We start from the raw sequence: 25,138 nt of genomic DNA, 5'->3' as shown, positions 1-25,138 counted from the left end.
GGTCAGGCAAGTTGCGGGGCGAGAATGGTCATCAACCGGTCGATCTCGGCCTCGTCGTTGAGCAGGCTCGGGGCCAGGCGCACCACCGGGCCGACGTCACGGTCGACGGCGTCGCTGATCACTTTGTTGGCCATCAGGTGGCGGGCGACGGCATCGCAGTCGCGGCCCTCGACACGGAAGAAGGTGAAGCCGGCGGAAAGCTGGCTGCTGCGCGGCGTTACCAGCTGCACCTTCGAGTGCTCGGCGAGGCGCTGCTTGAGGTAGTCGTTGAGCTGGTGCACCCGGGCCTGGACATCGGCCTTGCCCAGCTGCAGGTGCAGTTCGAACGCCTTGCCCAGGGCCAGGCGATGGTCGAAGGCGTGGTAGCCACCGGGGGTCATCAAGGTGCCGAAGTTATCGCCCTTGGTGAAGGTCGGCAGGCTCGGCACCAGGTAGGGCTGGGGCTTGGCTTCGCGGGCGATGATCACGCCGGTGCCGCGTGGGCCGAACAGCCATTTGTGGGTGCCGGCGATGAAGTAGTCGCAGTTGAAGTCGGCGAAGTTCACGTCCTCGATGCCGAAGCCGTGCACGCCGTCGACCACATAGATGATCTGGTCCTGCTCGTCACGGCTTCGGTTAAGCGTTTTGACCAGTTCACCGACCTCGCGGATCGGCAGCTTGACGCCGCTGCCGGACTGTACCCAGGTCATGCCCAGCACGCGGGTTTCCGGGCGGATGGCCTGACGGAGATTGCCGAGCATTTCGTCCACCGAGGCCTGTTGCGGCTCCTTGAACAGCGTCACGCGGCGCACCTGCGTGCCCATCAGCTGCTCGCGGTAGGCGAGGCGGGTATTGGTGGAATAATGCTCGTGGGCGCTGACCAGGATCTCCTTGCCTGGCGCCACCTGCAGGCCGCCGTAGATCATCGACAAACCTTCGGTGGTGCTGCCGGTCAGGGCCACCTGGCCCGGCTGCACGCCGAAGTAGCGGCCAGCCCAGGCGCGCACTTCGTCTTCATGGCCCCAGAGTTCCTCGCGGTCCCAGTCGACCATTTCGCCCGGGTTCTGGTCCAGCCGTGCGCGGAAGCGGGCAATGGCTTCGCTGACCACACGGGGGTGGGAGGCGAGCAGGAAATTGCAGAAGTGCAGGTAGGCTGGGTCCAGGTCGAACTGCTGGCGCAGGGCTTGCCATTTGTCTTGTGCGGGTTTTGCCACGGGCGTAGCAGCCAGTGCGCTCGGGGCAAAGCTGCCGGTCAGGGGCAGGGCGGCGGCGAGCAGGCCGGCCTGCTTGAGAAAACTGCGACGGTCGTTCATCAGCCACGCTCCGCTTGTGGGTTGGCACTTGGCTTGGCCAGGCGCTGTACCTCTTCCCACACCCGCAGGAAGTTGCCGCCCCACAGCTTGGCGATGTCGGCATCGGAGTAACCACGCTGGATCAGCTCGGCGGTGACATTGCGCGACTCGCCGACGTTCATCCAGCCGGTAACGCCGCCACCGTCGTTGAAGTCCGAAGCGATGCCGACATGGTCGATGCCGATCTTGCGCACGGTGTAGTCGATCGCATCGACCAAGTCCTTGACCGTGGCGTGGGGCTCTTCGTCGAGGATGGCGTACAGCGCGCTGGCGTACTCGCCGAACTTCTTCTCGGGCCAGATGGAGATGATCGCGTCACCCGGCATCAGGGCGTTGGCCAGGCCATTGAGCGGCTGCAGGTCGAAGCGCTTGCGCAGGGCATTGAGCTTGTCCAGGGTGCCCTGGCTGAGGGGTTTGAGGTAGGCCGGGAAGCCCACTACCTGAACCACGCCGCCGCTGTGCTTGATCGCTTGTAGCTCGTGGTCGCTGAGGTTGCGCGGGATGTCCACCAGCGCCCGCGGTGCCGAGTGGGAGGCGACCATCGGCGCGCGGCTCAGGCGGGCCACGTCTTCCAGGGCCAGAGTGGACATCTGCGACACGTCGATGATAACCCCCAGGTCATTGAGCCGGCCCACCGCCTGCTCGCCCAGCGGCGACAGGCCACCGAGGGCATCGGGGGTGTCGTTGAGAAACGGCAGCGGGCGCGAGGAGTCGGCCCAGGCGTTGTTGCCCACGTAGCTGAAGCCGAACATGCGCATGCCGCGTGCGGCCCAGGTGTCCAGGGCATCGAGGTCGTTGCCCAGCGGGTAGGCGTTGAGCATGCTGAGGAAGATCGCGAACTTGCCCTCGCCATGCAGGCGGCGGAAGTCGGCGGGGGTGTAGGCGATGGCGACCTGGTTGGGGTAGTCGCGGACCATACCGGTTAGGATCTTGTAGCGCATCTCCTGCTGCTGACGCGCTTCGTCGACGAAAGCAGCGGTCGGGCGATGGGGGGCGTTCGGGCCGTTCCAGATTTCCGGCCAGCCAAAGATCGTCAGCGCCGCACCCGAGAGCCGGCCGCGGCCGGCCTTGACCAGGTCGAACTGGCCGCTGCCATCCTTGTCGGCTTCCTTGCCTTCGGTGCCGAAGTTCAGCGGCACGGTGATATGGCTGTCGAAGGAGAGGATGCGCTCCTGAAGTTCTTCGGCATGTTTCATCACCTCACGCGGGTAACCGGCCGGCAGGTAGATGAAGAAGTACCAGGCCGCGGCGCCCGCGAGCGCGAGGATCAGCGCCAGGGCAGCGAGGTAGGGGGCCTTGCGCAAGCGTGTCGTGTTCATTGCCATCCCGTTGGTTGCAGGGTCGATGCGGTTGCGGCAGCCGCGATCACGGGGCTTGCCTGTCACGGAGGGACGAGAGCGACAGCGGGAAATTTAGCGACGTGCTGCCGGTAAATTTGCCGGGCGGCGTCTCGTTCTAGCTCGATAGGCGTGGCTGACACGGATACGGATGTGGCGATGAGGTTTTCCAGGCGTGGGTTCATGGTGGGGCTGGCGGTAGCCGGGGCAGCGGGCTCGGCAGCGTGGTATGCGCGCCAGCCGCGCGACCATGATGAACAACTCGAGAAAGACGAGGTGCAGACCCCTGGGGAAGCCACGGTAGAGGCTGCCACAGGGAATGGCGTGCGCATCGCCGATAAGCTGCGCGGGATCTGGGACCTGCGTTTCAGCGGTGCCGAGGCCGGCCTGGACGGCTTGGCGCTGCAGGGCCTGCAGATGCTGCTGGATGTCGGCCCGACCGGCCGCTCGCTGCGCGGCTTCATCGACCAGGCGGAGCGCCTGCGCGGCGATGACCCACCGCGCTACCGGGTGCTCGGCGAGCTGGTCGCCGCCGATGCCGGCAAGGTCCGCTGGCGCCTGGTGCCGGCCGGGGCATCCGCGCCGAGCCATGAACTGGAAGCGACCCTCGATGAAGTCTGGGCGTCCTGGGGCAACGCGGGTGCAGGCACCCTGACCGGGCGCATCCGTCGCCTCGACCGGCCATTGTCGAGCCCTGAGCCGGACAACCACTTCGTCGCCAGCAAGCGCGCCTTCCCCGAGGCGCGCCAGGTCACGCCACTGGCGCCAGCGCTGATGGCCTGGCTGAACTCCCCCGGGCACCGCCTGTTCCACCAGGTGTGGCATGCCACCCGGGACAAGTGGCACCGCCTGGACGACGACAAGCGCGATGCCCTGCGCGGCGCCGGCTGGCAACCCGGCCCGCGTGACGCCGAGCGCGGCGCACGTGGGCGACGCAAGCACCTCAATGGCTCCGGTGAGGATTTCTTCTTCATGCACCGGCACATGCTGGGGCACGCCCGCAGCCTGCAGCCTGACTTGCCGAACTGGACGCAACTGCCGCTGCCGTCACCGCAACTGGAATACGACCGGTTGGGGTTCATCCGCTACCAGGAAAACCATGACGGCAACTCGGTGCCGCCGGCCTGGGTCGCGGCAGATGATGAAGAACTGAGCCAATGGCTGCATGGCATCAAGGCGGCGGAAACGTTTTTCAGCAACTTCCAGGTCTGGGAGTCGCAATACCAGGACCCGGACTACCTCAGCCGCCTGACGCTGGGGCAGTTCGGTTCGGAAGTGGAACTGAACATTCACGACTGGCTGCACATGCGCTGGGCGACCGTGACCCGCGACCCCTCCAACGGCGCGCCGGTGATGGGTGATCGCAACCAGACGGACTATGCGGCGCGCTGGTTCCGGGAGGAAAACGACTTCCTTGGCGACCCGTTCTCGTCCCACGTCAACCCGGTGTTCTGGCGTTTCCATGGCTGGATCGACGACCGCATCGAGGACTGGTACCGGGCCCACGAGCGCGCCCACCCGGGTGAGGTGCAGCGTCGCGAGGTCAATGGTGTGTGGTGGTTTGCGCCGGGGCGCTGGGTGCAGGTTGGCGACCCTTGGCTGGGGCCGATGACCCATGGCTGCGGGGGGATTTCCGATGCCGGGGGCGGGGCGGGGGAGATGGAAGTGGAGGCGATGAAGCTGGCGTTGCGCATTGCCTTCAGTGGCGAGCGGGAGGTTGATGAGCTGCTGCGGCGTACGCCGCGCAGGCCTTGGTATGCGCGGCATATGAAGTTGCCGGAGGGGGCGGTTTAGGTTGCGTGATGGCTTGCAGGTGTTTGCCGTGACAGGTGCAGCGCCTATGAGATCGAGCGCCGCCCGCGCGGCGCTTCGCGGGGCAAGCCCGCTCCCACCGTCTGTTTCGGGCCAGTTACTCCTGTGAGGTCACCACTGTCCGCCTTGTTTGTTCCATTCGCTCTTGAGTTGGGCTCACCCGCTTTCCCACTGATTTCCAGCCATGCACCAAGGCGGGCACCGGTACTTGCACAGGAGGGATTGGCCCGAAACAGACTGTGGGAGCGGGCTTGCCCCGCGAAGCGCCGCGCGGGCGGCGCTCGATCTCACAGGCGCTGCACCTGTCATGGCGCACCTGTAAGCTTCCCCCAATCTCAATCGACCCTATCCCCAGTCAACCGACAACACGGGCTGTAGCTCAACGCAACCTGTTCTTGGTCAGCTCGATTTCGTTCATCAGTGCCTTGGCCAAGGCAATCAGGTAATCCGCCGCACCCAGCAGCTTGTGGTCATCTTCCATGTCGCCTTCGCGTACCAGGTGCTTGATGTAGCCCAGCAGAATCGAGACTTGCTCGTAGGCATCCTCGATCGGTACATCGGGTTGCACGCGCAGCAGGTTGATCGGTGGGTTGCCGACGTCGAGGAAGGTTTCCGCGCCGATGGTGGTGATGACGTTGGGTTCGTCTGCCATGCGTCACTCCTGGGCCTGCTGGCCGTAAAGCTGGGCGTGGACATGTTCGACCAGTGAATGGGCGATCTCGCTGGCATGCATGGCGTTGCCGAGCATGTTGAGGCCCGGCTCGCCGGCGCGGGCGCGGCAGTGTTCGTCGATGGTTTCGACGACCCCGCGCAGGAGTTCGCTGGCGTGGGCCAGGGCGTCGGGGGGGCACATGCCGGTGCGGACGGTGAAGAATGGAGTGTTGACGGGTTTGTTGCGGGGAGGGTCGGGTACTATTTTTTTCATGACAGTTGACCTTTGTTCGGTGACGGGAACTGCCACTTCAATCTTTCTCACGGATTGGGTGGCAGCCATGCACGGGGTGAGAAACCGAGGAACAAAGGCAAACTCGGCCAGACCGAAGTCTGCCCGTGCATAGCCGCCATAGCGACGGCGCCTTGTATCAGTCGGGTTCTCACACCCGGTCGCCGGAGCGACCCGAAAACGTTATCCGTGAGGGGTTTCCCCGACAACAGCGATACTTCAGCACTGCGCGTAGGATAATTCCCAAGCATGTTGTTCTTGAAGCATTTGGTTTCAGGTTCGGGAAAATCTTACAGGTAAGGGCTTGGAGGGATAGGGCGGGGGATTGGGTTAGGCCTACCATGTGTTCGCCATGACAGGTGCAGCGCCTGTAAGCCTCTCCCAATCTCAAATCACTTCAACACCGCATCATTGAGCGCCGCCATATGTGTCCTTTCAAATTGCAGCGGCGTAACGGTGATGTGACCCGCCGCCAGCTCAGCCATTTCCGTGCCGGGCTGATCAACCTCTCGCGCATTGTTCAACCTGATCCAGTGGTAATCGAACCCGCGAGGATCAACTTCCGTGCGCACCGACATGCTGTTCAAAGGCCCGGCGCCCTGCCGCGTCACCTTCAGCGGCAGCGTGGCCTGTTGGTCGCAGTTGGGGAAGTTCACATTCAGGCAGGCATCGCTCGGCCAATCCTGACTGAGCAGTGCTTGAAGCACCTTGGGCGCATGGGTCAGCGCGTTGTCCCAAGGCACGTTCGCCCGGTCACTGTAGGCCTGGCTCAGGGCAATCGAGCGGATCCCAAGCAGCATGCCGGTCATGGCCGCGCCGACCGTGCCGGAGAACACCGTTTCCATACCTAGGTTAGCGCCGCGGTTGACTCCCGAGAGAACGAGGTCGGGCCGGGCATCCTTGAGCAGATGCTGTACCGCAATCACCACACAGTCACCGGGTGTGCCGGTGACCGCGAAGCGTCTTTCACCATGCTCACTGACCCGCAGCGGCGCATGCAGGCTGAGCGAGTGCGAGGTGCCGCTCTGGTCTGCACGCGGGGCCACCACCCACACCTCATCGGCCAGTTGCGCGGCAACCTGCTCCAACACTTTCAGCCCCGTGGCGTCGATGCCGTCGTCGTTGGTGACCAGAATCCTTCCAAGTTTTTGCTGAGTCATGGCGGTCGGAAAATCCTTGTGATGGGAGCCGACAGTTGAGACTAGACCGTTTCCATAGGTCTGGGGCTCGCAATGCATCGTTGACATAGTTGCCTTTAGCAATGATATGCTTGCTTAAAGCAACTATATGGATCTGGTCATGTCCACTGCAAATTATCCGCGCGTTGATTCCATTCGTGCCTTCAATCGGTTTTACACGCATCAGTTGGGCCTGCTTGATGAACACCTGCTGCGCTCTGAGTTCTCTTTGACCGAGGCGCGCATTCTGTTCGAACTGGGAGCAAGAAATGGACTGACCAGCTCGGACCTGAGGCAACAGCTGGGCCTTGACGCGGGTTATCTGAGCCGGGTCATTACCGGATTGGAAAAACGCGGCCTGGTCGAAAAGGCGCGTTCCGAGTCGGATGCACGAGCCTATGAAATTCACCTTACCGAGATGGGGCAGCAAACGCTGGGCGGCTTGCAGCAAGATTCGCGGGAGGCTGTAGCAGGTTTGTTGCTGCGCCTTGGCGAGCCCCAGCAGGAACAACTGCTCCGGGCCATGACCCAGATAGAAATGCTGCTGGGGGATTCGAATCGTTCCTATGTGCTGCGCGATCCCCGGCCGGGCGACATGGGACTGGTGGTTCAGCAACAGGCCGAACTCTATGCCCGCGAATACGGGTGGAACTCGGAGTTCGAGGCTCTGGTGGCCGAGATCGTTGCGAAGTACCTGCGCGAGTATGACGCGAGGTTCGATCGCTGCTGGATCGCAGAATTGGCCGGGAAAGTTGTGGGCTCGATCTTCGTGGTCAGGCATGACGCAACCACGGCGAAGCTGAGGATGCTGTATGTCGACGCCAGTGCAAGGGGGATGGGCATCGGCAACCGGCTGGTGGATGAGACGCTTCGGTTTGCCCGGCAGGCGGGTTACAAGCGGATGATTCTGTGGACTACCAGCAATCTTGTTGCTGCGCGCAAGATCTATCAGCGAGCAGGATTCGAGCTGATCGAAGAAGAGCCAGTCAGCAGTTTTGGCAAGGAGCTGGTGAGCCAGACCTGGGGGCGGGATTTGTGATGGGCAGGGTTGTGGATTGGGTGAGGGCTGCCATGTGCCAGCCACAACAGTTGCAGCGCCTGTGAGATCGAGCGCCGCCCGCGCGGCGCTTCCCGGGGCAAGCCCGCTCCCACAGTCTGTTTCGGGCCAGTTACTCCTGTGAGGTCACCACTGTCCGCCTTGTTTGTTCCATTCGCTCTTGAGTTGGGCTCACCCGCTTTCCCACTGATTTCCAGCCATGCACCAAGGCGGGCACCGGTACTTGCACAGGAGGGATTGGCCCGAAACAGACTGTGGGAGCGGGCTTGCCCCGGGAAGCGCCGCGCGGGCGGCGCTCGATCTCACAAGCGCAGATGCTCTTACTGGCGAACACCTGCAAGCCCTCACACATCTCTCACGCCGTTACTTACAATTCCCCGCCTTGCGATACCCTGCCGCCTGCGCCTCGGCCTCACTACCAAACGCCACCTGGTTCTTCTGCGAAACCTGGCTGTACCCCGGGCAACCGCTGGCCAGGTGATACACATGGCTATTGCGGTTTCCCAGCACCGCACCGCCAGCCGCGGTACTGGCCAGCGTAGGCTTGGCCGCTTCCTTCACCGCGGTTGCCGGCACCACGGCCGCACCCTGCGGCGTATACCCCAGCGCCCATTTGCGCTCACCGGTCACGAACGGGTTGTTGTGCCCCATGATCGCGGCAATCCGCTGGTCACGCTGCTTCTCCCAGGCCGTCACCGGGTGCTGCTTGTCCCAGGCCATCAGTACCTGCTGCTGCTGGCGCGACATGCTCAGCTTGTAGCGATCGAACATGTAGAACGTGGTGCGTGCCACCAGCCCCTTCACCTCGTCGCGTGGCTCGGCGGTTTTCTGCTGGAAGTCGATCCTGGTGGTGCACTGGCCGTACTGCGGCGCAACGCCAGAGACCATGCCGTAGTTGAAGTTGCTGCGGTCTCCGTTCACTTCGCCCACGGACGGGTAGAGGTTGAACAGGTCCGCCTCCATGGCCCGGAAGGTCGGGTCGCTGTCGACGCACTGCTCGCGCCCGCCGTTCTGCCAGCACTGGCGCTGGTGGCCGAAGGTCCAGGCCGGGACGATATGCTCCCACTCGGTACGCTCGGCGCGGGTCTGCAGCTTGCGGGTTTCATAACCACAGGATTTCAGGTCGACCCGGCCACCAGACTTGCCGACCCAGGTCCACTTGCAGCCACAGTACAGCTCGCCCATGGCGCTGTTGCCCTGGTCCTGGTAGATCTTCTGTTTGGCGATCACCTTGGCTTCGGTGAAGGTGGCGGGTGGGGTGGCGAAGGCGGCGGGGATGGCAGCGAAGGCGAGGGCGACGGCGCAAAGCAGTTTCTTCATGAAATACGTCTTAGGCTTACAAAAAGACGCGATTATACGGCTTGCGCAATTTGATAGAAGAGATGAAAGGCTTGCACTTGAGCGCTGCGGCGCTATCGTTTGCGGGTCATGATCTAGTCGAGCGCGTTGTCATGCAAATTGCCCCATCGCCTCTCAACGAGGCCGCCCGCCTGTGTTTCCTCGAGAGCCTGAACATTCTCGATACCCCGGCCGAGGAAACCTTCGACCGCATTACCCGGTTGGCCAGTGTACTGATCGATGTGCCCATGGCCCTGGTGTCGCTGATCGACATGAACCGCCAGTGGTTCAAGTCGCGCCAGGGCATCGATGTCGCCGAGACCACGCGCGATGTGGCGTTCTGTGCCCATGCCCTGCATGCCCAAGACATCCTGGTGATCCCGGATGCCAGCGCCGACCCACGTTTCGAAAACAACCCGCTGGTGACCGGTGGGCCGTGCATCCGCTTCTATGCCGGTGTGCCGCTGCGCTTTGCCGGCGAGCTGACCGTGGGCACCCTGTGCGTGCTGGACTCGCGGCCCCGCCAGGTGTCGGATACCGAACTGGCGCACCTGCGCGACCTCGCGCGGATCGTCGAGCGTGAGATGTTGCACCGCAGCCTGGCCATCGACTCGGGCAGCGCAGTGCAGCAGGCGGAGCAGGGCGCCCTGGCGTCTTCCGAGGCGCGTTTTCAACGGGTGTTCGATAGCAGCCCGACGAGCAAGGCGCTGGTGGGCCTTGACGGGCGCATCCTCGAGCCCAACCGGGAATTCTGCCAGTTGCTGGGCAGGGCCAGGGAGTGGCTGGTGCTGACCCGGTTGGGCGAGCTGATCGATCCTCAAGACCTGGCCAAGCTGGACGAGCCCTGGCAGCAGATCGTTGCCGGCGAGCAGGATTCTCTGGTCATCGAGGTACGGCTGATGACCCCCGGCAATGCCGCACTGTGGAGCGAGCTGAGCGTGTCGGCGCTGCGCAACGAGCGCGGCGTTACCGAGCAATTGGTGGTGTTCGTGCGCGACATCAGCGAGCGCAGGCGCCGCCAGCAGCAACTGCAACGCTACCAGGCGACCCTGGAGCAACAGGTGGCGCAGCGCACCGAAGAGCTGGCCCGCAGCCAGGAAACCCTGCAAGCCATCGCCGACAATATCCCGGTGCTGATCGCGCATATCGGCACCCACCTCGAATACCGCTTCAACAACGCCGTGTACCGGCAGATTTTCGGCGTCGAGCCGACCCAGCTCAAAGGCCGCAAGGTGCAGGATGTGCTGCCGGCGGACGTGTATGAGCAGCTGTTGCCTTGCTTCCAGAAAGCGCTGGCCGGCGAGCGGGTGGAGGCTGACAACGTGCGTTACAGCCTCGACGACCCGCGGATCTGGCACGCGACGTATGTGCCCGATATCCGCAATGGCAAGGTCGAGGGCTTTTTCGTCATGTCGCTGGATGTGACCGAACGCAAGCGCAAGGAAAAGACCCTGCTCGACCAGGCCACGCTCGACCCGCTGACCGGGCTCCCCAACCGCGCGGCGTTGCATGAGGAACTGGACTTCGCCTTGAAACAGCGGGCGGCGTTTGCCTTGTTCTTCATCGACCTGGATGGCTTCAAGCAAGTCAACGACCAGCATGGCCACGAAGCGGGCGATGCCGTGCTGCAGGCTGCTGCGGGGCGCATGCTGGCGGCCATGCGCGCCGATGATACGGTGGCCAGGCTGGCCGGTGACGAGTTCGTGGTCATCGCCCAGGCCGTGACCAACCAGGCGTCAGCGCGGGATATCGCGGGCAAGCTGTGTGATGTGCTGTCGGCACCGATCGCGGTGGAAGGGGCCGAGGTGGCCGTCGGCGCCAGTATTGGCGTGTACCTCAACCATTCCGGGCATGACCCGCAAACGGCCGAAGATGCCCTGGCACTCGCCGACAAGGCCATGTACGAGGCCAAGCGCGGCGGGCGCAACCGCTTCAGTATGGTGCCTGACCGTTAGAAGCCCCAATGCTGCAGTGCCCATAACCCGCCCATGCCCACCGCCAGGGTCAGCAGCGTGCTGCGCGTGCGCCAGGCAACCAGCCCGGCGACGATCGCGGCCGGTATCTGCGGGTTGCCCCAATCGATACCGGGCTGGCCGGCCTTGAACACCACGGCCGGCAGCACCAGCGCGGCCAACACACTGGCCGGCACATACACCAGCGCGCGGCGTAACATCGGCGGAATACGCAACGTCCCGTAGAACTCGATGAACGACAGCCGTATCGCAAAGGTGCCCAAGCCAATCAGGGCAAAGGTGATCCATGGGTTGATGTCGGTCATGGCGCCTCCGTTGCCACGGTTGCGCCTTTGCGCAGCTGTTCGATGCACAGCCCACTGGCCACGCCGCCCAGCGAAGCGACCAGCAAGCCCAGGTTGTAGGGCAGGTCGTGGGCCAGGACGGCCAGCGCGCCGCCGACCACCGCTGCGCCCAGCGTTGCCGGGTTACGGATGCCCGGCACCAGCAGTGCCAGGAACGACAGTGGAATGGCAAAGCCAAGTGACCAGGATTCCGGAATGCCGGTCCCCAGGTACACACCCGCCAGCACCGCCAGGTTCCAGCCGAGCCACATCGGCACGGCGGTGCCCAGGTAGTACGGGAAAGCGAATCGGCCGAGGTCGCCAGCGCCGAACTTCAGGCTGCACAGGGCGAACGCCTGGTCGGATAACAGGTAGGACAGTGGCCAGGTCTTGCGCCGTGGCAGGCCGCTCAGATGCGGGGCCAGGGCTGCGCTGTACATCAGGAAGCGCAGGTTGATCACCAGCGCGGTGGCCACCATGGTCAGCGGCAGCGCGCCGCTCTGCATCAGCTGCAGCACCACCATTTGCGCGGAGCCGGAATAGAACAGCAGGGTCATGCCCATCGCCTCGAACGGGGACATGCCCATACCGATGGCAGTGACCCCGGTAATCAGACCGAACGGCAGCATGCCGGTGGTCAGCGTTAGAACGGCGCGGACTCCGTCGTTGAAAGCGTGCATCCCGCTTTTGTAGTGCATGAGGGTTCCTTGAAGTTTCATCAGCCATGCCGGCGCGCAGGTGGAAATACAATGCCCGTGCTATTCCAGTGGTCAGCCGCGCGGCATATGCTTGGCTGTGTGGGAAGCACGTTGCCGTATGCGGCAAACACATGCACTGTCGGCAGCACCTTGTTCGGGGCGCAGTTGCTGGACATCAGGGAGAGCGTCCATGAATCAGGAAGCACAGCCGGCTCCGGCCGGTTTCAGTGAACAGCAGATCGCCACGCTGTTCAACTTGATCAGCGATGGGATCTGGGATTGGAATGCCAATACCGGTTTCGTCTATCGCAACCCCGGCTGGTACGCGATGCTCGGTTACCCAAGCCATTCCAAGGCCAACACCGTGCTGACCTGGGAAAGCATCATCCATCCTGAAGACTATCCACGCGTGATGGCGCACTTCGAAGCCTACATCAACCGGCACAGTGAGCACTATCTCATCGAGTACCGTTGCCGTTGCGGCGACGGCAGCTACCTGTGGGTGGAAGACCGTGGCCATATCATCGATCGCAACGAGGACGGCTCGGTGGCGCGCATGCTCGGTGCGCACCGCAACATCGATGCCGGCAAGCGCCTGGTGGCGGAGCTGGAACAGAGAAACCTCTCGCTGGAAGCCCAGGTGGCCGAGCGCACCCGCGAGCTGTCATGGGTCAACCAGCAGCTGCAGCACCAGCTCGACGAGAACCGCGTCCTGGCCGAGCGCGATGCGCTGACGCGGCTGGCCAACCGCTACCGGCTGGAAAAGACCTTGCACGATGAGTGCGAGCGGGCCAGGCGTTTCCGCCAGCCGCTGGCGCTGATTGCCATGGACCTGGATGATTTCAAGCCGATCAATGATCGCCATGGCCATGCCCGAGGTGACGCGGCACTGATCCAGGTGGCGGACAACCTGCGTACCTGCCTGCGTGAGCCCGACCTGCTGGCGCGCTGGGGCGGCGACGAGTTCGTCATGGTGCTGCCGCAGACCACGCTGGGTGAGGCACTCGAGCTGGCGGGGCAGTTGCGCCGGGTGATGGAACGAATGGAGCCGGTGGGCGAGTGCCGCCTGACCATGAGCTATGGCGTGGTGCAGTGGCAGGCAGGAGAGGGCCAAGAGGATTTGTTGGCCCGGGCCGATCAGGCCTTGTACCGGGCGAAGGGCTCGGGCAAGAACGCCATTTGCGATTGAAGCGCTTTGCAAGTGGATGTGATACCGGCAAGCGCTGCTGGGGCGCATCCTGATCGCCGGTACGCGCGCGGCTTAAAGTTTCCTGTCAGCATGCCGACTCATAGGTCACTGGATACGGGCAATGCATCCGTATCGCCAATGGTTGAAGTTCCTGCCCGCAGCGGCAGGGTGCGTCGCCTTGCGTCCACTTCAATTCATGCGCCGCTGCCGGTCGACGCAACCCGCGGTGGGCATTGGTCTCAAAGAGTTCTGAAGGGGCAAGTATGAATCTTTACGTCAACCAGGTGAAAAACAAGCCGGACTACCGGGGTGCGCTGTTCAAGGGCGATATCTTCCTCGAGACCGGCCTTGGCAATGCACACCAGCTGTGCGCCCTGGCCCGGCAGAGCATCACTGCCGCTTTCGAGGGTGAAACCGATCACCAGTCGCTGCACAAGATGATGCCGGTGGAGACCTTCGTCGAGCGCGTCACCGCACTCAAGCGCCAGTTCACCAATGGCCCTGAAGCCAAGGCACTGATCCGCGATTTCATCCGCGAGATCGGCGCCGACCCGAAAGACTACATCTTCGACGTGCCGCGGGTGCGCGTGGTGCCCAACTACGACTACCTGCATGCTGGCGTGAGCTATGCCTACAAACCGCACCGGGATACCTGGTATGGCAGCGTCGAAAGCCAGGTGAACACCTGGATGCCGGTGTACAGCATCGAGCCGGAACAGACCATGATGATCAACCCGGCATATTTCGAGCGGCCTGTGCACAACAGTTCGGCCCAGTGGAGCCTGAACGACTGGATCAACGTGCAGCGGCACAAGGCCTCGCAGAACATCACCGAAGAAACTCGGGTGCATCCGGTGCCGCTGGAAGACATCGACACCAGCGCCGAGCTGCGTGTTGCTGCCAACAGTGGCGAGATGCTGATCTTCTCGGGGGCCCACCTGCACGGCACCGTGGCCAACTTCACCGACAAGGTGCGCTTCAGCGTGGACTTCCGCCTGATTCACCTGCAAGACTTGTTGCACAAGCGCGGCGCACCGAACGTCGACAACGGCTGTTCGGACGCAGAGGCCGGCTTCAAAGACTTTTTCAATGCCAGCGACTTTTCGCAATTCCAGGGAGTTAACCCATGACCAAGCGTCGTCTGACTGCTGCCGAGGTCGAGTACAACGAAAAGCGCGCCAGCGTGCTGAGCCGTGTCGATGCCCAATACGTGGCTGACGCGCCGTTCCTGTTCGCCAACCGTATTGCCGTGACCGCTGCGCTGTCGCGTATCGAACTGTTCAAGATGGTCCAGGACATTCCTGGCGCCATCGTCGAGTGTGGTGTGTACAAAGGCAACTCGTTGATGCTGTACATGCAGCTGTCGATGATCCTGGAGCCGTATGCGATCAACCGTTCGATCATTGGTTTCGACACCTTCGGTGGTTTCGCCAGCATCGATGCCGAGCAGGATCCGGCCGACATCAATGAAAGCATGTTCTCCGACACCGACGAGACGCTGATCCAGGACATGATCGATGCCAACGACCTGATCCGTCCGGTCAACCGCATCCCGCGCTGCGAGATCGTCAAGGGCGACATCCTCGAAACCGTGCCGGCCTTCGTCAAGACCCGTCCGGACCTGGTGGTGGCGATGCTGATTCTCGACACCGACCTGTACAAATCGACCAAGGTAGCGCTGGAAACTTTCCTGCCGTACATGCCCAAAGGGGCAATCGTGGTGCTGGACGAGGTGGCCTATCGCAACTTCCCGGGCGAAACCCAGGCGCTGCGTGACGTGCTGGACTTGAACAAGGTCGAGCTCAAGCGTCTGCCGTTCGATTCGTCGGTAGGCTACTTCCGCGTCTGACGTGGTATAGCGACCAGCGAAAAAAGACCCGCGGCGCCTGGGGCGCAGCGGGTCAAATCGGCCTCGGCCGCTTCAGTGTCAGATATGCAGTGCGTGGCCCAGTGCGCGCAGTGCCGCTTCCTGCACCGCCTCGCCCAGCGTTGGGTGGGCATGGATGGTGCCAGCCACATCTTCCAGCCGTGCGCCCATCTCAAGCGACTGGGCAAACGCCGTGGACAGTTCCGATACCGCCACGCCAACCGCCTGCCAGCCGACGATCAGGTGGTTGTCACGCCGCGCCACCACCCGCACGAAACCGCTTTTCGATTCCAGGCTCATGGCCCGGCCATTGGCGGCGAACGGGAACTGCGCGACGATGCAGTCCAACCCTTGCTGGCTGGCTTGCTCCGGCGTCTTGCCCGCCACCACGACCTCTGGGTCGGTGAAGCACACCGCAGCAATCGCTGCGGGTTCGAAACGTCGGCTCTTGCCGGCAATGATTTCGGCAACCATCTCGCCTTGGGCCATGGCGCGGTGGGCGAGCATCGGCTCGCCGGCCACGTCACCGATGGCCCAGACGTTGCGCATGCTGGTCTGGCAGCGCTCGTCGATGGCAATGGCGGCGCCGTTCATTTTCAGGTCCAGGCATTCCAGGTTGAAGCCTTGGGTCCGTGGCCGGCGGCCGACGGCCACCAATACCCGGTCGGCCTCCAGGCGCAGTTGCCCGCCCTTGCCATCGCTGGCCAGCAGGCAGCCGTTTTCGTAGCCTTCGACGCTGTGGCCCAGGTGCAGGGCGATGCCCAGCTTCTTCAACGATTCGGTCACCGGCGCGGTCAGTTCGCTGTCATAGGTCGGCAGAATGCGTTCACGCGCTTCCACCACACTGACTTGCGCCCCCAGCTTGCGATAGGCGATGCCCAGCTCCAGGCCGATGTAACCGCCGCCCACCACTACCAGGTGCTTGGGCTGGGCCTTGGGCGCCAGGGCTTCGGTGGAGGAGATGATCGGCCCGCCGAGCGGCAGCATCGGCAGCTCGACGCTGTTCGAGCCGGTGGCCAGCAGCAGGTGTTCGCACTGGATGCGCTGGCCGCCGACCTCGACCTGTTTGCCGTCGAGGATCTTCGCCCAGCCGTGAATCACCTTGACCCCATGCTTTTTCAGCAAGGCGGCCACGCCGGTGGTCAGGCGGTCGACGATGCCGTCCTTCCAGGCCACGCTCTGGCCGAGGTCCAGGCGCGGGCTATCGACGCTGATGCCCAGCGGCGACTGCCCGGCAAAACGTGCGGTCTGGTGGAACTGCTCGGCCACGTGGATCAGCGCCTTGGACGGGATGCAGCCGATGTTCAGGCAGGTGCCGCCCAGGGCCTGGCCTTCGACCAGCACGGTAGGGATGCCCAGTTGGCCGGCGCGGATGGCGGCGACGTAGCCGCCGGGGCCGCCGCCGATGATCAGCAGGGTGGTGTCGATGGTCTGGGACATGCTCACTCCAGGAACAAACAGGCAGGTTGTTCAAGCAGGCCACGCACGGCCTGGATGAACTGCGCGGCATCCATGCCATCGACCACCCGGTGGTCGAACGAGCTGGACAGGTTCATCATCTTGCGCACGACGATCTGGCCATCGATCACCACCGGCCGCTCGACGATGCGGTTGACGCCGACGATCGCCACTTCCGGGGTGTTGACCACCGGGGTGCTGACGATGCCGCCCAAGGCGCCGAGGCTGGTCAGGGTGATGGTCGAGCCGCTCAGTTCTTCACGGCTGGCCTTGTTGGTTCGCGCGGCGTTGGCCAGGCGCGAGATTTCGCCGGCATTGGCCCAGAGGCTGCCGGCCTCGGCATGGCGCAGCACCGGCACCATCAGGCCGTTGTCACCCTGGGTGGCGATGCCCACATGCACAGCACCATGGCGGGTGATGACCTGGGCTTCATCGTCATAGGTGGCGTTGATCTGCGGGAAGTCGCGCAGGGCCACGACCATGGCACGGACCAGGAACGGCAGCAGGGTCAGCTTGCCACGGGTGTTGCCGTGCTTGGCATTGAGCTGCTGGCGCAAGGCCTCCACGGCGGTGACGTCGATCTCTTCCACGTAGCTGAAGTGCGCGACGCGACGCTTGGCATCCTGCATGCGCTGGGCGATCTTGCGGCGCAGGCCGATCACCGGCACCTGCTCGCTGTCGGTGCGCTTGGCATAGCCACCCGGCGCCTGGCCGGCAGGGCTGTGCGGCTTGTTCATGAAGGCGTCGAGGTCTTCGTGCAGGATGCGTCCGGCCGGGCCACTGCCATGCACGTAGCGCAGTTCGATGCCTGCATCCAGGGCGCGTTTGCGCACCGCCGGCGAAGCCAGCGGCTTGTCGCCTGGCTGGCGCGGCACGATCGGTGCTTCGACGTGCTGTTCAGGGGCCTGGTAGCTGACGGGCTGCGGTGCTGGCACGGCTGGCTTGGGCGCGGCGGGCGCGCTGGGCGCTTCCACCGTTTTGGCCTGCGGCACATCCACATGGTTGCCGCTGCCTTCCACCTCGATGCGGATCAGCTCGCTGCCAACCGCCATCACCTCACCTGGCTGGCCGCCCAGGGCCAGCACCTTGCCGCTGACCGGCGAAGGGATTTCCACGGTGGCCTTGTCGGTCATGACATCGGCCACCACCTGGTCTTCGGCGATCACATCCCCAACCTTGACGAACCATTCCACCAACTCGACCTGCGCGATGCCTTCGCCAATGTCCGGCATCTTGATGACGTGCGTGCCCATTCAGACCTCCATGACCCGTTTCAATGCCGCGCCTACCCGCGAAGGGCCTGGGAAGTAAGCCCATTCCTGTGCGTGGGGGTAGGGGGTGTCCCAGCCGGTGACGCGCTCGATCGGCGCTTCGAGGTGATGGAAGCAGTGCTCTTGCACCAGCGACACCAGTTCGGCGCCAAAGCCGCAGGTACGGGTGGCTTCATGCACGACCACGCAGCGGCCGGTCTTCTTCACCGACTCGACGATGGTTTCCAGGTCCAGCGGCCAGAGGCTGCGCAGGTCGATGACTTCGGCGTCAACGCCGCTCTCTTCGGCGGCCACCTGGGCTACGTAGACCGTTGTCCCGTAGGTCAGCACGGTGACATCGTTGCCTGGGCGGGTGATCGCCGCCTTGTCCAGCGGCACGGTGTAGTAACCGTCCGGCACGGCGCTTTGCGGGTGCTTCGACCAGGGCGTGACAGGGCGGTCGTGGTGGCCGTCGAACGGGCCGTTGTACAGGCGCTTGGGCTCGAGGAAGATCACCGGGTCGTCGCATTCGATCGAGGCGATCAGCAGGCCCTTGGCGTCATACGGGTTGGACGGCATCACCGTGCGCAAGCCGCAGACCTGGGTGAACATCGCTTCCGGGCTCTGGCTGTGGGTCTGGCCGCCATAGATGCCGCCGCCGCAGGGCATGCGCAGGGTCAGCGGGGCGATGAACTCGCCGGCCGAACGGTAGCGCAGGCGGGCCATCTCCGAGACGATCTGGTCGGAGGCTGGGTAGAAGTAGTCGGCGAACTGGATTTCCACCACCGGGCGCAGGCCGTAGGCGCCCATGCCCACGGCAGTGCCGACGATGCCGCTTTCCGAGATCGGGGCGTCGAACACCCGCGATTTGCCGTACTTGCTCTGCAGGCCTTCGGTGCAACGGAACACGCCGCCGAAGTAACCGACGTCCTGGCCGTAGATCACCACATTGTCGTCGCGCTCGAGCATGACATCCATGGCTGAGCGCAGGGCCTGGATCATGGTCAGTGTGCTGGTGGCCATGGCGGTTTCCGGGTTGATGCTGTTGTTGTGATCGTTCATCTCAGACCCCCAGTTCCTGGCGCTGACGGCGCAGGTGATCAGGCATTTCCTTGTACACGTCCTCGAACATCGAGGCCGCGCTCGGGATGTGGCCGTTGGCCAGGGTGCCGTACTGTTCCGCTTCCTTCTGCGCTGCGATGACCGCGGCTTCGAACTCGGCGGTGGTGGCCTGGTGTTCTTCCTCGGACCAGTGGCCGATCTTGATCAGGTGCTGCTTCAGGCGGGCGATCGGGTCGCCCAGCGGGAAGTGGCTCCAGTCATCGGCCGGGCGGTACTTGGACGGGTCGTCCGAGGTCGAGTGCGGGCCGGCGCGGTAGGTGACCCACTCGATCAGCGAGGGGCCGAGGCCGCGGCGGGCGCGTTCGGCGGCCCAGCGCGAGGCGGCGTAGACAGCGACGAAATCGTTGCCGTCGACCCGCAGCGAAGCGATGCCGCAACCCACGCCACGGCCGGCGAAGGTGGTCTGCTCGCCACCGGCGATGGCCTGGAAGGTGGAGATCGCCCACTGGTTGTTGACCACGTTGAGGATCACCGGGGCGCGGTAGACGTGGGCGAAGGTGAGGGCGGTGTGGAAATCCGATTCGGCGGTGGCGCCGTCGCCGATCCAGGCCGAGGCGATCTTGGTATCGCCCTTGATCGCCGAAGCCATGGCCCAGCCGACCGCCTGCACGAACTGCGTCGCCAGGTTGCCGCTGATGGTGAAGAAACCGGCTTCGCGCACCGAATACATGATCGGTAGCTGGCGGCCCTTGAGTGGGTCGCGCTCGTTGGACAGCAGCTGGCAGATCATCTCGACCAGCGACACGTCGCGGGCCATGAGGATGCTCTGCTGGCGATAGGTGGGGAAGCACATGTCGGTGCGGTTGAGCGCCAGCGCCTGGGCGCTGCCGATGGCTTCTTCGCCCAGGCTCTGCATGTAGAAGGACATCTTCTTCTGGCGCTGGGCAACCACCATGCGGCTGTCGAAGATGCGCGTCTTGAGCATTGCGCGCATGCCTTGGCGGAGGATCTGCGGGTCGATGTCCTCGGCCCACGGGCCTTGGGCATTGCCGTGCTCGTCGAGCACGCGGACCAGGCTGTATGACAGGTCGGCAGTGTCGGCAGCGTCGACATCGATCGGCGGTTTACGGACTTGCCCTGCGTCGTTCAGGCGCAGGTAGGAGAAATCGGTCTGGCAGCCTGGCCGGCCGGTGGGCTCGGGCACATGCAAACGCAGGGGGGCGTACTCGTTCATGCTTTTTACGCTCGCTCGGATGTTGTTTTTGTGAGCTCTGAAGCGGCCGCCGCTGAGTACCGGCTTGTGACTGGTAGGTCAGCGTCATCTACATCTTAGTGGCAGGGCAGGAGAATTTTTCTCTCAAGTTGATTGCCTTTGCCTGACGGTGGAGATAAACATTCCGGATAAACACAAAAAACCGGTGAATTTGTCTCATGCGCAAGCTCGATCGTACCGATATCGGCATTCTCAACAGCCTCCAGGACAATGCCCGCATTACCAACGCGGAACTGGCGCGTTCGGTGAACCTGTCGCCGACGCCCTGTTTCAACCGGGTCAAGGCCATGGAAGAGTTGGGTGTGATCCGCCAGCAGGTGACCTTGTTGTCACCGGAGGTGCTGGGGCTGGATGTGAACGTGTTCATCCATGTCAGCCTGGAGAAGCAGGTCGAGCAGGCGTTGCACCGCTTTGAAGAAGAGATCGCCGAACGGCCCGAGGTGATGGAGTGCTACCTGATGACCGGCGACCCGGACTATCTGCTGCGCGTGCTGTTGCCGAGCATCCAGGCGCTGGAGCGGTTTCTCGATTACCTGACGCGGTTGCCGGGGGTGGCCAATATCCGCTCCAGCTTTGCCCTCAAGCAGGTGAGGTACAAGACCGCGTTGCCGTTGCCCTCCAATGGCATGACCTTGCGAGAATAGTGTTCACCAGTACCGGCCTCTTTGCGGGTTTACCCGCGAAAGGGCCGGCACAGGCGATACCGAGGGTGCTTGATATTTTAAACACCCCAAGCCTATGTTGTTGTCAGCCTATAACAACAAGGACAAGCGTCATGACCACCGCCGCCCACCGCTCGCTGGCCGAGCACCTCCAGGGCATCGACCAGATCGAATGCGTCACTCCCGACCTCAATGGCGTCCCGCGTGGCAAGGTGATGACCGCCGAGGGCTTCCTCGAAGGCCGCCGCCTGCAAATGGCCCGGGGCGTGCTGTTGCAATGCATCATGGGCGGCTACCCGCCGGCGCGTTTCTATGGCAGCGATGACGGCGACCTGGCCCTGGTGGCGGAGCCCTCGCAGATTCACCGGCTACCCTGGAGCGAAGAAGGGCTGGCGCTGGCCATCTGTGACGCCAATGAACTGGATGGCCGGCCCTCGGCGCTGTCCACCCGTGGTCAGCTCAAGGCGGTGATCGCCCGTTACGCCGCCTTGGGCCTGGCACCGGTGGTGGCGACCGAGCTGGAGTTCTTCGTCTTCGCCCCCAACACCGACCCGCAGCAACCCTTCCTGCCACCCGTGGGCAAGGATGGCCGCCGCGAGCTTGGCCATTCGGCATTCAGCGTCAGTTCCAACAACGGCCTGCGCCCGTTCTTCCAAGAGGTCTACCAGTGCATGGCGGCCCTGGGCCTGCCGCGCGACACCTTCATGCACGAAATGGGCGTGAGCCAGTTCGAGATAAATTTATTGCACGGCGACCCTTTGCTGCTGGCTGACCAGACCTTCCTGTTCAAGCACCTGCTCAAGGAAGTGGCGCTCAAGCATGGCCTGAGCGTGGTGTGCATGGCCAAGCCGTTGGCGCATACCCCTGGCAGTTCCATGCATATTCACCAAAGCGTGGTGGACATGGCCACGGGGCGTAACGTATTCAGCGACGAGCAAGGCCAGCCGACCGAGGCTTTCTACCACTTCATTGGTGGGCAGCAGGCGTGCATGGCCGACTTCACCGCGCTGTTCGCGCCCAACGTCAACTCCTACCAGCGGCTGTGCCACCCCTACGCTTCGCCGAACAATGCCTGCTGGTCCGAGGACAACCGCGCGGCCGGCCTGCGCATTCCGGCCAGTGCTCCGGTGGCGCGGCGGGTCGAGAACCGCCTGCCGGGTGCCGACGCCAACCCCTACCTGGCCATTGCGGCCAGCCTGGCCGCCGGCCTGCACGGTATCGAGCAGCGCCTGCAGCCTGCCCCGGCGATCCAGGGGGAGTTCGAGGTGCCGGAGCCCCTGAGCCTGCCATGCACCCTGCATGCGGCGCTCGAACGTCTCAAGCGCAGCGCTCTGGCGCGGGAACTGTTCGGCAGCGAGTTCATCGAAGGCTACATTGCCAGCAAGACCTTGGAACTGACGGACTTCTTCAACGAGATCACCCCCTGGGAGCGGCGCGTGCTCGCAGCACAGGCCTGATCGCGACACAATCGGTACTGGACGCGCCCCTGTCCGCTTATTTGGCGGGCAGGGGACTGCGCCGTGACCATTTTGCTTTTATGCTTGCCAGCAAGCCAACGCCACCTGACCAGGGAGCTCGACGGGACGTATGCGAAACATCTGGAAGCCCTTTCAGTCGTTGTATTTCGCCGCCTTGATGATGTTGATCGGCTCGGGCCTGCTCAGTACCTACCTGGCGCTGCGCCTGGCAGCCGATCATGTCGACAGCCTGTGGGTCGGTGCCTTGATGGCCGCCAACTACTTCGGCCTGGCGGTGGGCGGCAAGGTCGGCCACCGGCTGATCGGCCGGGTGGGGCACATCAGGGCCTACGCCACGTGCGCCGGCATCGTCTGCGCCGCCGTGCTGGGGCATGGCATGACCAGCTGGCTGCCGGTGTGGGTCGGGCTGCGGATGATCGTCGGCCTGGGGATGATGTGCCAGTACATGGTCATCGAGAGCTGGCTCAATGAGCAGGCCGAGGCCAAGCACCGAGGGGCGGTGTTCAGTGGCTACATGATTGCATCCTACCTTGGCCTGGTGCTCGGCCAGCTGATCCTGGTGGTGCACCCGCAACTGGGCCCGGAACTGTTGATGCTGGTGGCCATGTGCTTCGCCCTGTGCCTTGTGCCGGTAGCGATGACCCGGCGCATCCACCCGGCGCCCCTGCGTCCGGCACCGATGGAACCCAAGTTCTTCATCAAGCGGGTACCGCAGTCGCTCAGTACGGTACTGGGGTCAGGCTTGATCGTCGGTTCGTTCTATGGCCTGGCGCCTCTCTACGCCTCCAGCCAGGGCTTGTCGACCGAGCAGATCGGTCTGTTCATGGGCTGCTGCATCTTTGCCGGCCTGCTGGTGCAGTGGCCCTTGGGCTGGTTGTCCGACCGCTATGACCGGGCGGTGCTGATCCGCAGCGTTGCGATAGGCCTGGCGCTGGCTTCGGTGCCGCTGGCGTTGCTGCCGAGCGTGCCGCTGGAGGCGTTGTTCGGCATTGGCTTCGTGATTTCACTGTTGCAGTTCTGCCTGTACCCGCTGGCGGTGGCGTTTTCCAATGACCATGTGGAAAGCGAGCGGCGCGTGTCGCTGACGGCCATGCTGCTGGTCACCTATGGCGTCGGTGCCTGTATCGGGCCGCTGGCGGCGGGGGTACTGATGAAGGTGCTGGGGGCGCAGATGCTTTATGCGTTCTTCGCGTTCTTCGCGTTGGTACTGGTGTGGCGCATCCGGCCGAAGGCGGTCACCGGGCTGCACCAGGTGCAGGATGCGCCGTTGGGGCACGTGGCGATGCCGGCGGCGGGTTCGCCATTGTCGGCAGCGCTTGACCCGCGGGTGGATGAACAGACTGTGCAGGAGGTGATGCAGGCGCCGGTGGCGGCTGAGGATACCGAGGATGAGCAGAAGGCCGAGCCGGCCGCGGAGGCGCGGGCTGAGGATGAGGTCAGCAAGTCAGTTTGAGCCTGTGCCGGCCTCTTCGCGGGTTTATCGAGGCGTCGAACCGCCGCGAAGAGGCCGGCACAGGTTAACCACAAACAAAAACGCCACCCAATGGGTGGCGTTCTCGTATCACCAATCAATCAATAGTCGTCCTTGTCGAACCGCCGCGCCTCACGCTGCAGCTGGTAGACAAAACTCTCGACCTTGCGCTGTGCCTGGCCATTGAGGTTGTGGAAACGCACACCGGCGAAGGTGGTATTGATCCGCTCTTCATAGTGCAGGTGGCGCAGCTCGACCATGGTGTCTACCAGGCCCAGCGGGTTGCTGGCCTTGAAGCGCTCGTACACCTGGCCCAGTTGCAGGCGGTCCTCGACATTGCCCTCGAAGCGCAACTTGCAGCCGGTGGCAGAGATGTCCAGCAGCTTGCCGCGCAAGGCGCCGTTGCCCTTGAGGTAGCTGCCATCGAGAATGATGTCGACCAGTTGCGACAGCTTCAGCGCAGCGCGGAAGGCATTGCGACGCTGGTGGTAGGTCATCTCTTCGGGCATCGCGCCACGGTAGCAGCGGTGGCCGTCCACTTCGCTGATTTTCAATTCATGGTTGCACTCCCAGGCGATGCGCACACCGTCATGGAAGCCTTCGACGCGGAACGGTTCGCCGTTCTCGATGAATTTCTCGCCGTCGCGCGGGATCATTTCGTCCAGCGCGAGGATATTGCTGTCACGGTCCACGTGTACCACGTAGCTCTGGAACCGCTGGCTGCGCTCATGGAAGGTGATGATCAGCGGATCATGGCTGTCTTGCAGCTGGCGCAGGTTGGCCGCGATCTCCAAGGGCGTGTTCAGCACCTTTGGCGGTTGCGGGGCATCGGTTTCATTGAACACGGGTTTTCAATCTCCAGGCAAAAACGACACACGCAATTAACGGCATTTTGCCAGTATGTTCCGTGCCTTGATAGAAGTAATCACACTTGGCTGAGCGCCCGGGGCTTGGCAAGTGGAGAAGTGGCGCCACGGCTGTCGTAGAGCGACGGTGCTTCGCCACCCTGAAGGATTCTGATCTGGTTGGCCGTAACGTGTTGTTGCACCTGGATGATCCGGCCATTGGTCTCGTTGACCTTCTGGCAATCATTCATCAACTGGTTCAGTACATCCAGCTGTTGCAGGATCAGTTCGCCATTGTCTGACTGCGCCGCCAATGCCTGGACCCCGGCGCGGTTGGCGCTCAGGCCGAGGCTGGTAAGCAGGTTGTTGCGGCGCATGCCTTGCTGCTCGAGCAGGACGATCAGCGACTGCTTGCGGGCCAGGATGCCCTCCAGCGGCGCCATGTCGCGACCATGCAGGGCCACTGACTCCTGCTGGAGCAGGTCGAGCAGTTCCTGGGTCGGAGCGATGTCGTCTTCGATCAATTGCAGCAAAGTGATGTCGTGCATGGCTAACTCTTGGCTTTACATGGCGTCCGTGAAGTCAGCGCGCCG

Annotated in this window: 23 protein-coding genes; 9 read left to right on the top strand and 14 right to left on the bottom strand. The window is 63.5% G+C overall.

The window, feature by feature from the left end; all coding sequences use genetic code 11:
* Positions 1–2 precede the first annotated feature (2 nt).
* Together pvdN and pvdM are read right to left on the bottom strand one after the other, a co-directional pair.
* Positions 3–1,292: a pyoverdine-tailoring periplasmic protein PvdN gene (gene pvdN / locus ACQKPS_RS24020; protein ID WP_427605736.1), complete on the bottom strand. Its 1,290-nt coding sequence runs from the start codon at positions 1,290–1,292 to the stop codon at positions 3–5.
* Positions 1,292–2,650: a pyoverdine-tailoring dipeptidase-like protein PvdM gene (gene pvdM / locus ACQKPS_RS24015; protein ID WP_427605735.1), complete on the bottom strand. Its 1,359-nt coding sequence runs from the start codon at positions 2,648–2,650 to the stop codon at positions 1,292–1,294. The genes pvdN and pvdM overlap by 1 nt, the downstream gene beginning before the upstream one ends.
* Before the next feature lie 177 nt (positions 2,651–2,827).
* Between pvdM and ACQKPS_RS24010 the strand changes: the two genes are divergently transcribed.
* A complete protein-coding gene (locus ACQKPS_RS24010; RefSeq protein ID WP_427605734.1) occupies positions 2,828–4,462 on the top strand; it encodes a twin-arginine translocation signal domain-containing protein in 1,635 nt (544 codons plus the stop codon).
* Between the two features lie 397 nt (positions 4,463–4,859).
* Here the strand turns inward: ACQKPS_RS24010 and ACQKPS_RS24005 are convergent, their stop codons facing one another.
* The 3 genes from ACQKPS_RS24005 to surE form a co-directional block, all read right to left on the bottom strand.
* On the bottom strand, positions 4,860–5,132 hold the full coding sequence (locus ACQKPS_RS24005) for a DUF3077 domain-containing protein (RefSeq protein WP_254484182.1): 273 nt from the start codon (positions 5,130–5,132) through the stop codon (positions 4,860–4,862).
* A 3-nt stretch (positions 5,133–5,135) separates the two neighbouring features.
* Positions 5,136–5,405 carry a hypothetical protein gene (locus ACQKPS_RS24000; RefSeq protein WP_254484184.1) on the bottom strand — a complete coding sequence of 90 codons (270 nt, stop codon included), beginning with the start codon at positions 5,403–5,405 and terminating at the stop codon, positions 5,136–5,138.
* Positions 5,406–5,815: 410 nt separating this feature from the next.
* Positions 5,816–6,583: a 5'/3'-nucleotidase SurE gene (surE, locus tag ACQKPS_RS23995; protein ID WP_283725601.1), complete on the bottom strand. Its 768-nt coding sequence runs from the start codon at positions 6,581–6,583 to the stop codon at positions 5,816–5,818.
* Positions 6,584–6,722: 139 nt separating this feature from the next.
* Here surE and ACQKPS_RS23990 point away from each other — a divergent pair, with 139 nt between their 5' ends.
* A complete protein-coding gene (locus ACQKPS_RS23990; RefSeq protein ID WP_427605733.1) occupies positions 6,723–7,640 on the top strand; it encodes a bifunctional helix-turn-helix transcriptional regulator/GNAT family N-acetyltransferase in 918 nt (305 codons plus the stop codon).
* Between the two features lie 381 nt (positions 7,641–8,021).
* On the opposite strand, the gene ACQKPS_RS23985 is transcribed toward ACQKPS_RS23990, so the two are convergent.
* Positions 8,022–8,978 carry an endonuclease gene (locus tag ACQKPS_RS23985; protein WP_254484196.1) on the bottom strand — a complete coding sequence of 319 codons (957 nt, stop codon included), beginning with the start codon at positions 8,976–8,978 and terminating at the stop codon, positions 8,022–8,024.
* Between the two features lie 131 nt (positions 8,979–9,109).
* Between ACQKPS_RS23985 and ACQKPS_RS23980 the strand changes: the two genes are divergently transcribed.
* The gene (locus ACQKPS_RS23980; protein WP_254484210.1) at positions 9,110–10,951 is read left to right on the top strand and encodes a sensor domain-containing diguanylate cyclase; all 1,842 of its coding nucleotides are present in this window, start codon (positions 9,110–9,112) and stop codon (positions 10,949–10,951) included.
* Here the strand turns inward: ACQKPS_RS23980 and ACQKPS_RS23975 are convergent.
* On the bottom strand, positions 10,948–11,274 hold the full coding sequence (locus tag ACQKPS_RS23975; RefSeq protein WP_176508745.1) for an AzlD domain-containing protein: 327 nt from the start codon (positions 11,272–11,274) through the stop codon (positions 10,948–10,950). The genes ACQKPS_RS23980 and ACQKPS_RS23975 overlap by 4 nt on opposite strands.
* Entirely contained in the window at positions 11,271–11,990 is a 720-nt protein-coding gene (locus ACQKPS_RS23970; RefSeq protein WP_427605732.1) for an AzlC family ABC transporter permease, read from the bottom strand. Before ACQKPS_RS23970 ends, ACQKPS_RS23975 begins: the two co-directional genes overlap by 4 nt.
* 190 nt (positions 11,991–12,180) lie before the next feature.
* Here ACQKPS_RS23970 and ACQKPS_RS23965 point away from each other — a divergent pair, with 190 nt between their 5' ends.
* The 3 genes from ACQKPS_RS23965 to ACQKPS_RS23955 all read left to right on the top strand — a co-directional run bounded on the left by ACQKPS_RS23965 (position 12,181) and on the right by ACQKPS_RS23955 (position 15,028).
* Entirely contained in the window at positions 12,181–13,179 is a 999-nt protein-coding gene (locus tag ACQKPS_RS23965) for a diguanylate cyclase domain-containing protein (protein WP_254484220.1), read from the top strand.
* A gap of 263 nt (positions 13,180–13,442) precedes the next feature.
* Positions 13,443–14,309, top strand: a complete 867-nt coding sequence (locus ACQKPS_RS23960) for a hypothetical protein (protein ID WP_427605731.1) — start codon at positions 13,443–13,445, stop codon at positions 14,307–14,309.
* Complete coding sequence (locus tag ACQKPS_RS23955; RefSeq protein ID WP_152958803.1) at positions 14,306–15,028, top strand: TylF/MycF/NovP-related O-methyltransferase; 723 nt, start codon at positions 14,306–14,308, stop codon at positions 15,026–15,028. Before ACQKPS_RS23960 ends, ACQKPS_RS23955 begins: the two co-directional genes overlap by 4 nt.
* Before the next feature lie 78 nt (positions 15,029–15,106).
* On the opposite strand, the gene lpdA is transcribed toward ACQKPS_RS23955, so the two are convergent.
* Genes lpdA through ACQKPS_RS23935 form a run of 4 tightly spaced genes read right to left on the bottom strand, consistent with a single transcriptional unit; the run spans position 15,107 to position 20,050 of the window.
* Positions 15,107–16,486 (bottom strand): dihydrolipoyl dehydrogenase, encoded by a 1,380-nt coding sequence (gene lpdA / locus ACQKPS_RS23950; RefSeq protein ID WP_427605730.1) that lies wholly within the window; start codon positions 16,484–16,486, stop codon positions 15,107–15,109.
* Between the two features lie 2 nt (positions 16,487–16,488).
* Positions 16,489–17,757 carry a dihydrolipoamide acetyltransferase family protein gene (locus tag ACQKPS_RS23945; RefSeq protein WP_313202055.1) on the bottom strand — a complete coding sequence of 423 codons (1,269 nt, stop codon included), beginning with the start codon at positions 17,755–17,757 and terminating at the stop codon, positions 16,489–16,491.
* Positions 17,758–18,816 carry an alpha-ketoacid dehydrogenase subunit beta gene (locus ACQKPS_RS23940; RefSeq protein ID WP_254484227.1) on the bottom strand — a complete coding sequence of 353 codons (1,059 nt, stop codon included), beginning with the start codon at positions 18,814–18,816 and terminating at the stop codon, positions 17,758–17,760.
* Position 18,817: 1 nt separating this feature from the next.
* The gene (locus tag ACQKPS_RS23935; protein WP_254484229.1) at positions 18,818–20,050 is read right to left on the bottom strand and encodes a 3-methyl-2-oxobutanoate dehydrogenase (2-methylpropanoyl-transferring) subunit alpha; all 1,233 of its coding nucleotides are present in this window, start codon (positions 20,048–20,050) and stop codon (positions 18,818–18,820) included.
* 197 nt (positions 20,051–20,247) lie between these two features.
* Between ACQKPS_RS23935 and bkdR the strand changes: the two genes are divergently transcribed.
* The 3 genes from bkdR (at position 20,248) to ACQKPS_RS23920 (ending at position 23,682) form a co-directional block, all read left to right on the top strand.
* Positions 20,248–20,733: a Bkd operon transcriptional regulator BkdR gene (gene bkdR, locus ACQKPS_RS23930; protein ID WP_012315571.1), complete on the top strand. Its 486-nt coding sequence runs from the start codon at positions 20,248–20,250 to the stop codon at positions 20,731–20,733.
* 233 nt (positions 20,734–20,966) lie between these two features.
* A complete protein-coding gene (locus tag ACQKPS_RS23925) occupies positions 20,967–22,208 on the top strand; it encodes a glutamine synthetase family protein (RefSeq protein WP_254485542.1) in 1,242 nt (413 codons plus the stop codon).
* 130 nt (positions 22,209–22,338) lie between these two features.
* Positions 22,339–23,682, top strand: a complete 1,344-nt coding sequence (locus ACQKPS_RS23920) for an MFS transporter (RefSeq protein ID WP_254484231.1) — start codon at positions 22,339–22,341, stop codon at positions 23,680–23,682.
* A gap of 119 nt (positions 23,683–23,801) precedes the next feature.
* Here the strand turns inward: ACQKPS_RS23920 and ACQKPS_RS23915 are convergent, their stop codons facing one another.
* Positions 23,802–24,545, bottom strand: coding sequence for a flagellar brake protein (locus ACQKPS_RS23915; RefSeq protein WP_054886330.1), 744 nt, complete (start codon positions 24,543–24,545; stop codon positions 23,802–23,804).
* 80 nt (positions 24,546–24,625) lie between these two features.
* The gene (locus ACQKPS_RS23910) at positions 24,626–25,093 is read right to left on the bottom strand and encodes a flagella synthesis protein FlgN (protein ID WP_254484233.1); all 468 of its coding nucleotides are present in this window, start codon (positions 25,091–25,093) and stop codon (positions 24,626–24,628) included.
* Positions 25,094–25,138: the final 45 nt, after the last annotated feature.

This window comes from Pseudomonas sp. NPDC086566 (assembly GCF_050280885.1).
GTDB lineage: Bacteria > Pseudomonadota > Gammaproteobacteria > Pseudomonadales > Pseudomonadaceae > Aquipseudomonas > Aquipseudomonas vlassakiae.
The sequence above is the reverse complement of the archived record's forward strand: the minus strand, read 5'-3'. Positions and strand labels throughout refer to the sequence as shown.

Bases quoted from the DNA above. Each gene is read 5' to 3' on its own strand.
- ACQKPS_RS23980 (WP_254484210.1), top strand. From the start codon at position 9,110: ATGCAAATTGCCCCATCGCCTCTCAACGAGGCCGCCCGCCTGTGTTTC.
- lpdA (WP_427605730.1), bottom strand. From the start codon at position 16,486: ATGTCCCAGACCATCGACACCACCCTGCTGATCATCGGCGGCGGCCCC.
- ACQKPS_RS24000 (WP_254484184.1), bottom strand. From the start codon at position 5,405: ATGAAAAAAATAGTACCCGACCCTCCCCGCAACAAACCCGTCAACACT.
- ACQKPS_RS23960 (WP_427605731.1), top strand. From the start codon at position 13,443: ATGAATCTTTACGTCAACCAGGTGAAAAACAAGCCGGACTACCGGGGT.
- ACQKPS_RS23965 (WP_254484220.1), top strand. From the start codon at position 12,181: ATGAATCAGGAAGCACAGCCGGCTCCGGCCGGTTTCAGTGAACAGCAG.
- ACQKPS_RS23925 (WP_254485542.1), top strand. From the start codon at position 20,967: ATGACCGCCGAGGGCTTCCTCGAAGGCCGCCGCCTGCAAATGGCCCGG.
- ACQKPS_RS23940 (WP_254484227.1), bottom strand. From the start codon at position 18,816: ATGAACGATCACAACAACAGCATCAACCCGGAAACCGCCATGGCCACC.
- ACQKPS_RS23970 (WP_427605732.1), bottom strand. From the start codon at position 11,990: ATGCACTACAAAAGCGGGATGCACGCTTTCAACGACGGAGTCCGCGCC.
- pvdN (WP_427605736.1), bottom strand. From the start codon at position 1,292: ATGAACGACCGTCGCAGTTTTCTCAAGCAGGCCGGCCTGCTCGCCGCC.
- ACQKPS_RS24005 (WP_254484182.1), bottom strand. From the start codon at position 5,132: ATGGCAGACGAACCCAACGTCATCACCACCATCGGCGCGGAAACCTTC.
- ACQKPS_RS23975 (WP_176508745.1), bottom strand. From the start codon at position 11,274: ATGACCGACATCAACCCATGGATCACCTTTGCCCTGATTGGCTTGGGC.
- ACQKPS_RS23955 (WP_152958803.1), top strand. From the start codon at position 14,306: ATGACCAAGCGTCGTCTGACTGCTGCCGAGGTCGAGTACAACGAAAAG.
- ACQKPS_RS23990 (WP_427605733.1), top strand. From the start codon at position 6,723: ATGTCCACTGCAAATTATCCGCGCGTTGATTCCATTCGTGCCTTCAAT.
- ACQKPS_RS23945 (WP_313202055.1), bottom strand. From the start codon at position 17,757: ATGGGCACGCACGTCATCAAGATGCCGGACATTGGCGAAGGCATCGCG.
- ACQKPS_RS24010 (WP_427605734.1), top strand. From the start codon at position 2,828: ATGAGGTTTTCCAGGCGTGGGTTCATGGTGGGGCTGGCGGTAGCCGGG.
- ACQKPS_RS23935 (WP_254484229.1), bottom strand. From the start codon at position 20,050: ATGAACGAGTACGCCCCCCTGCGTTTGCATGTGCCCGAGCCCACCGGC.
- ACQKPS_RS23910 (WP_254484233.1), bottom strand. From the start codon at position 25,093: ATGCACGACATCACTTTGCTGCAATTGATCGAAGACGACATCGCTCCG.
- bkdR (WP_012315571.1), top strand. From the start codon at position 20,248: ATGCGCAAGCTCGATCGTACCGATATCGGCATTCTCAACAGCCTCCAG.
- surE (WP_283725601.1), bottom strand. From the start codon at position 6,583: ATGACTCAGCAAAAACTTGGAAGGATTCTGGTCACCAACGACGACGGC.
- ACQKPS_RS23920 (WP_254484231.1), top strand. From the start codon at position 22,339: ATGCGAAACATCTGGAAGCCCTTTCAGTCGTTGTATTTCGCCGCCTTG.
- ACQKPS_RS23985 (WP_254484196.1), bottom strand. From the start codon at position 8,978: ATGAAGAAACTGCTTTGCGCCGTCGCCCTCGCCTTCGCTGCCATCCCC.
- pvdM (WP_427605735.1), bottom strand. From the start codon at position 2,650: ATGAACACGACACGCTTGCGCAAGGCCCCCTACCTCGCTGCCCTGGCG.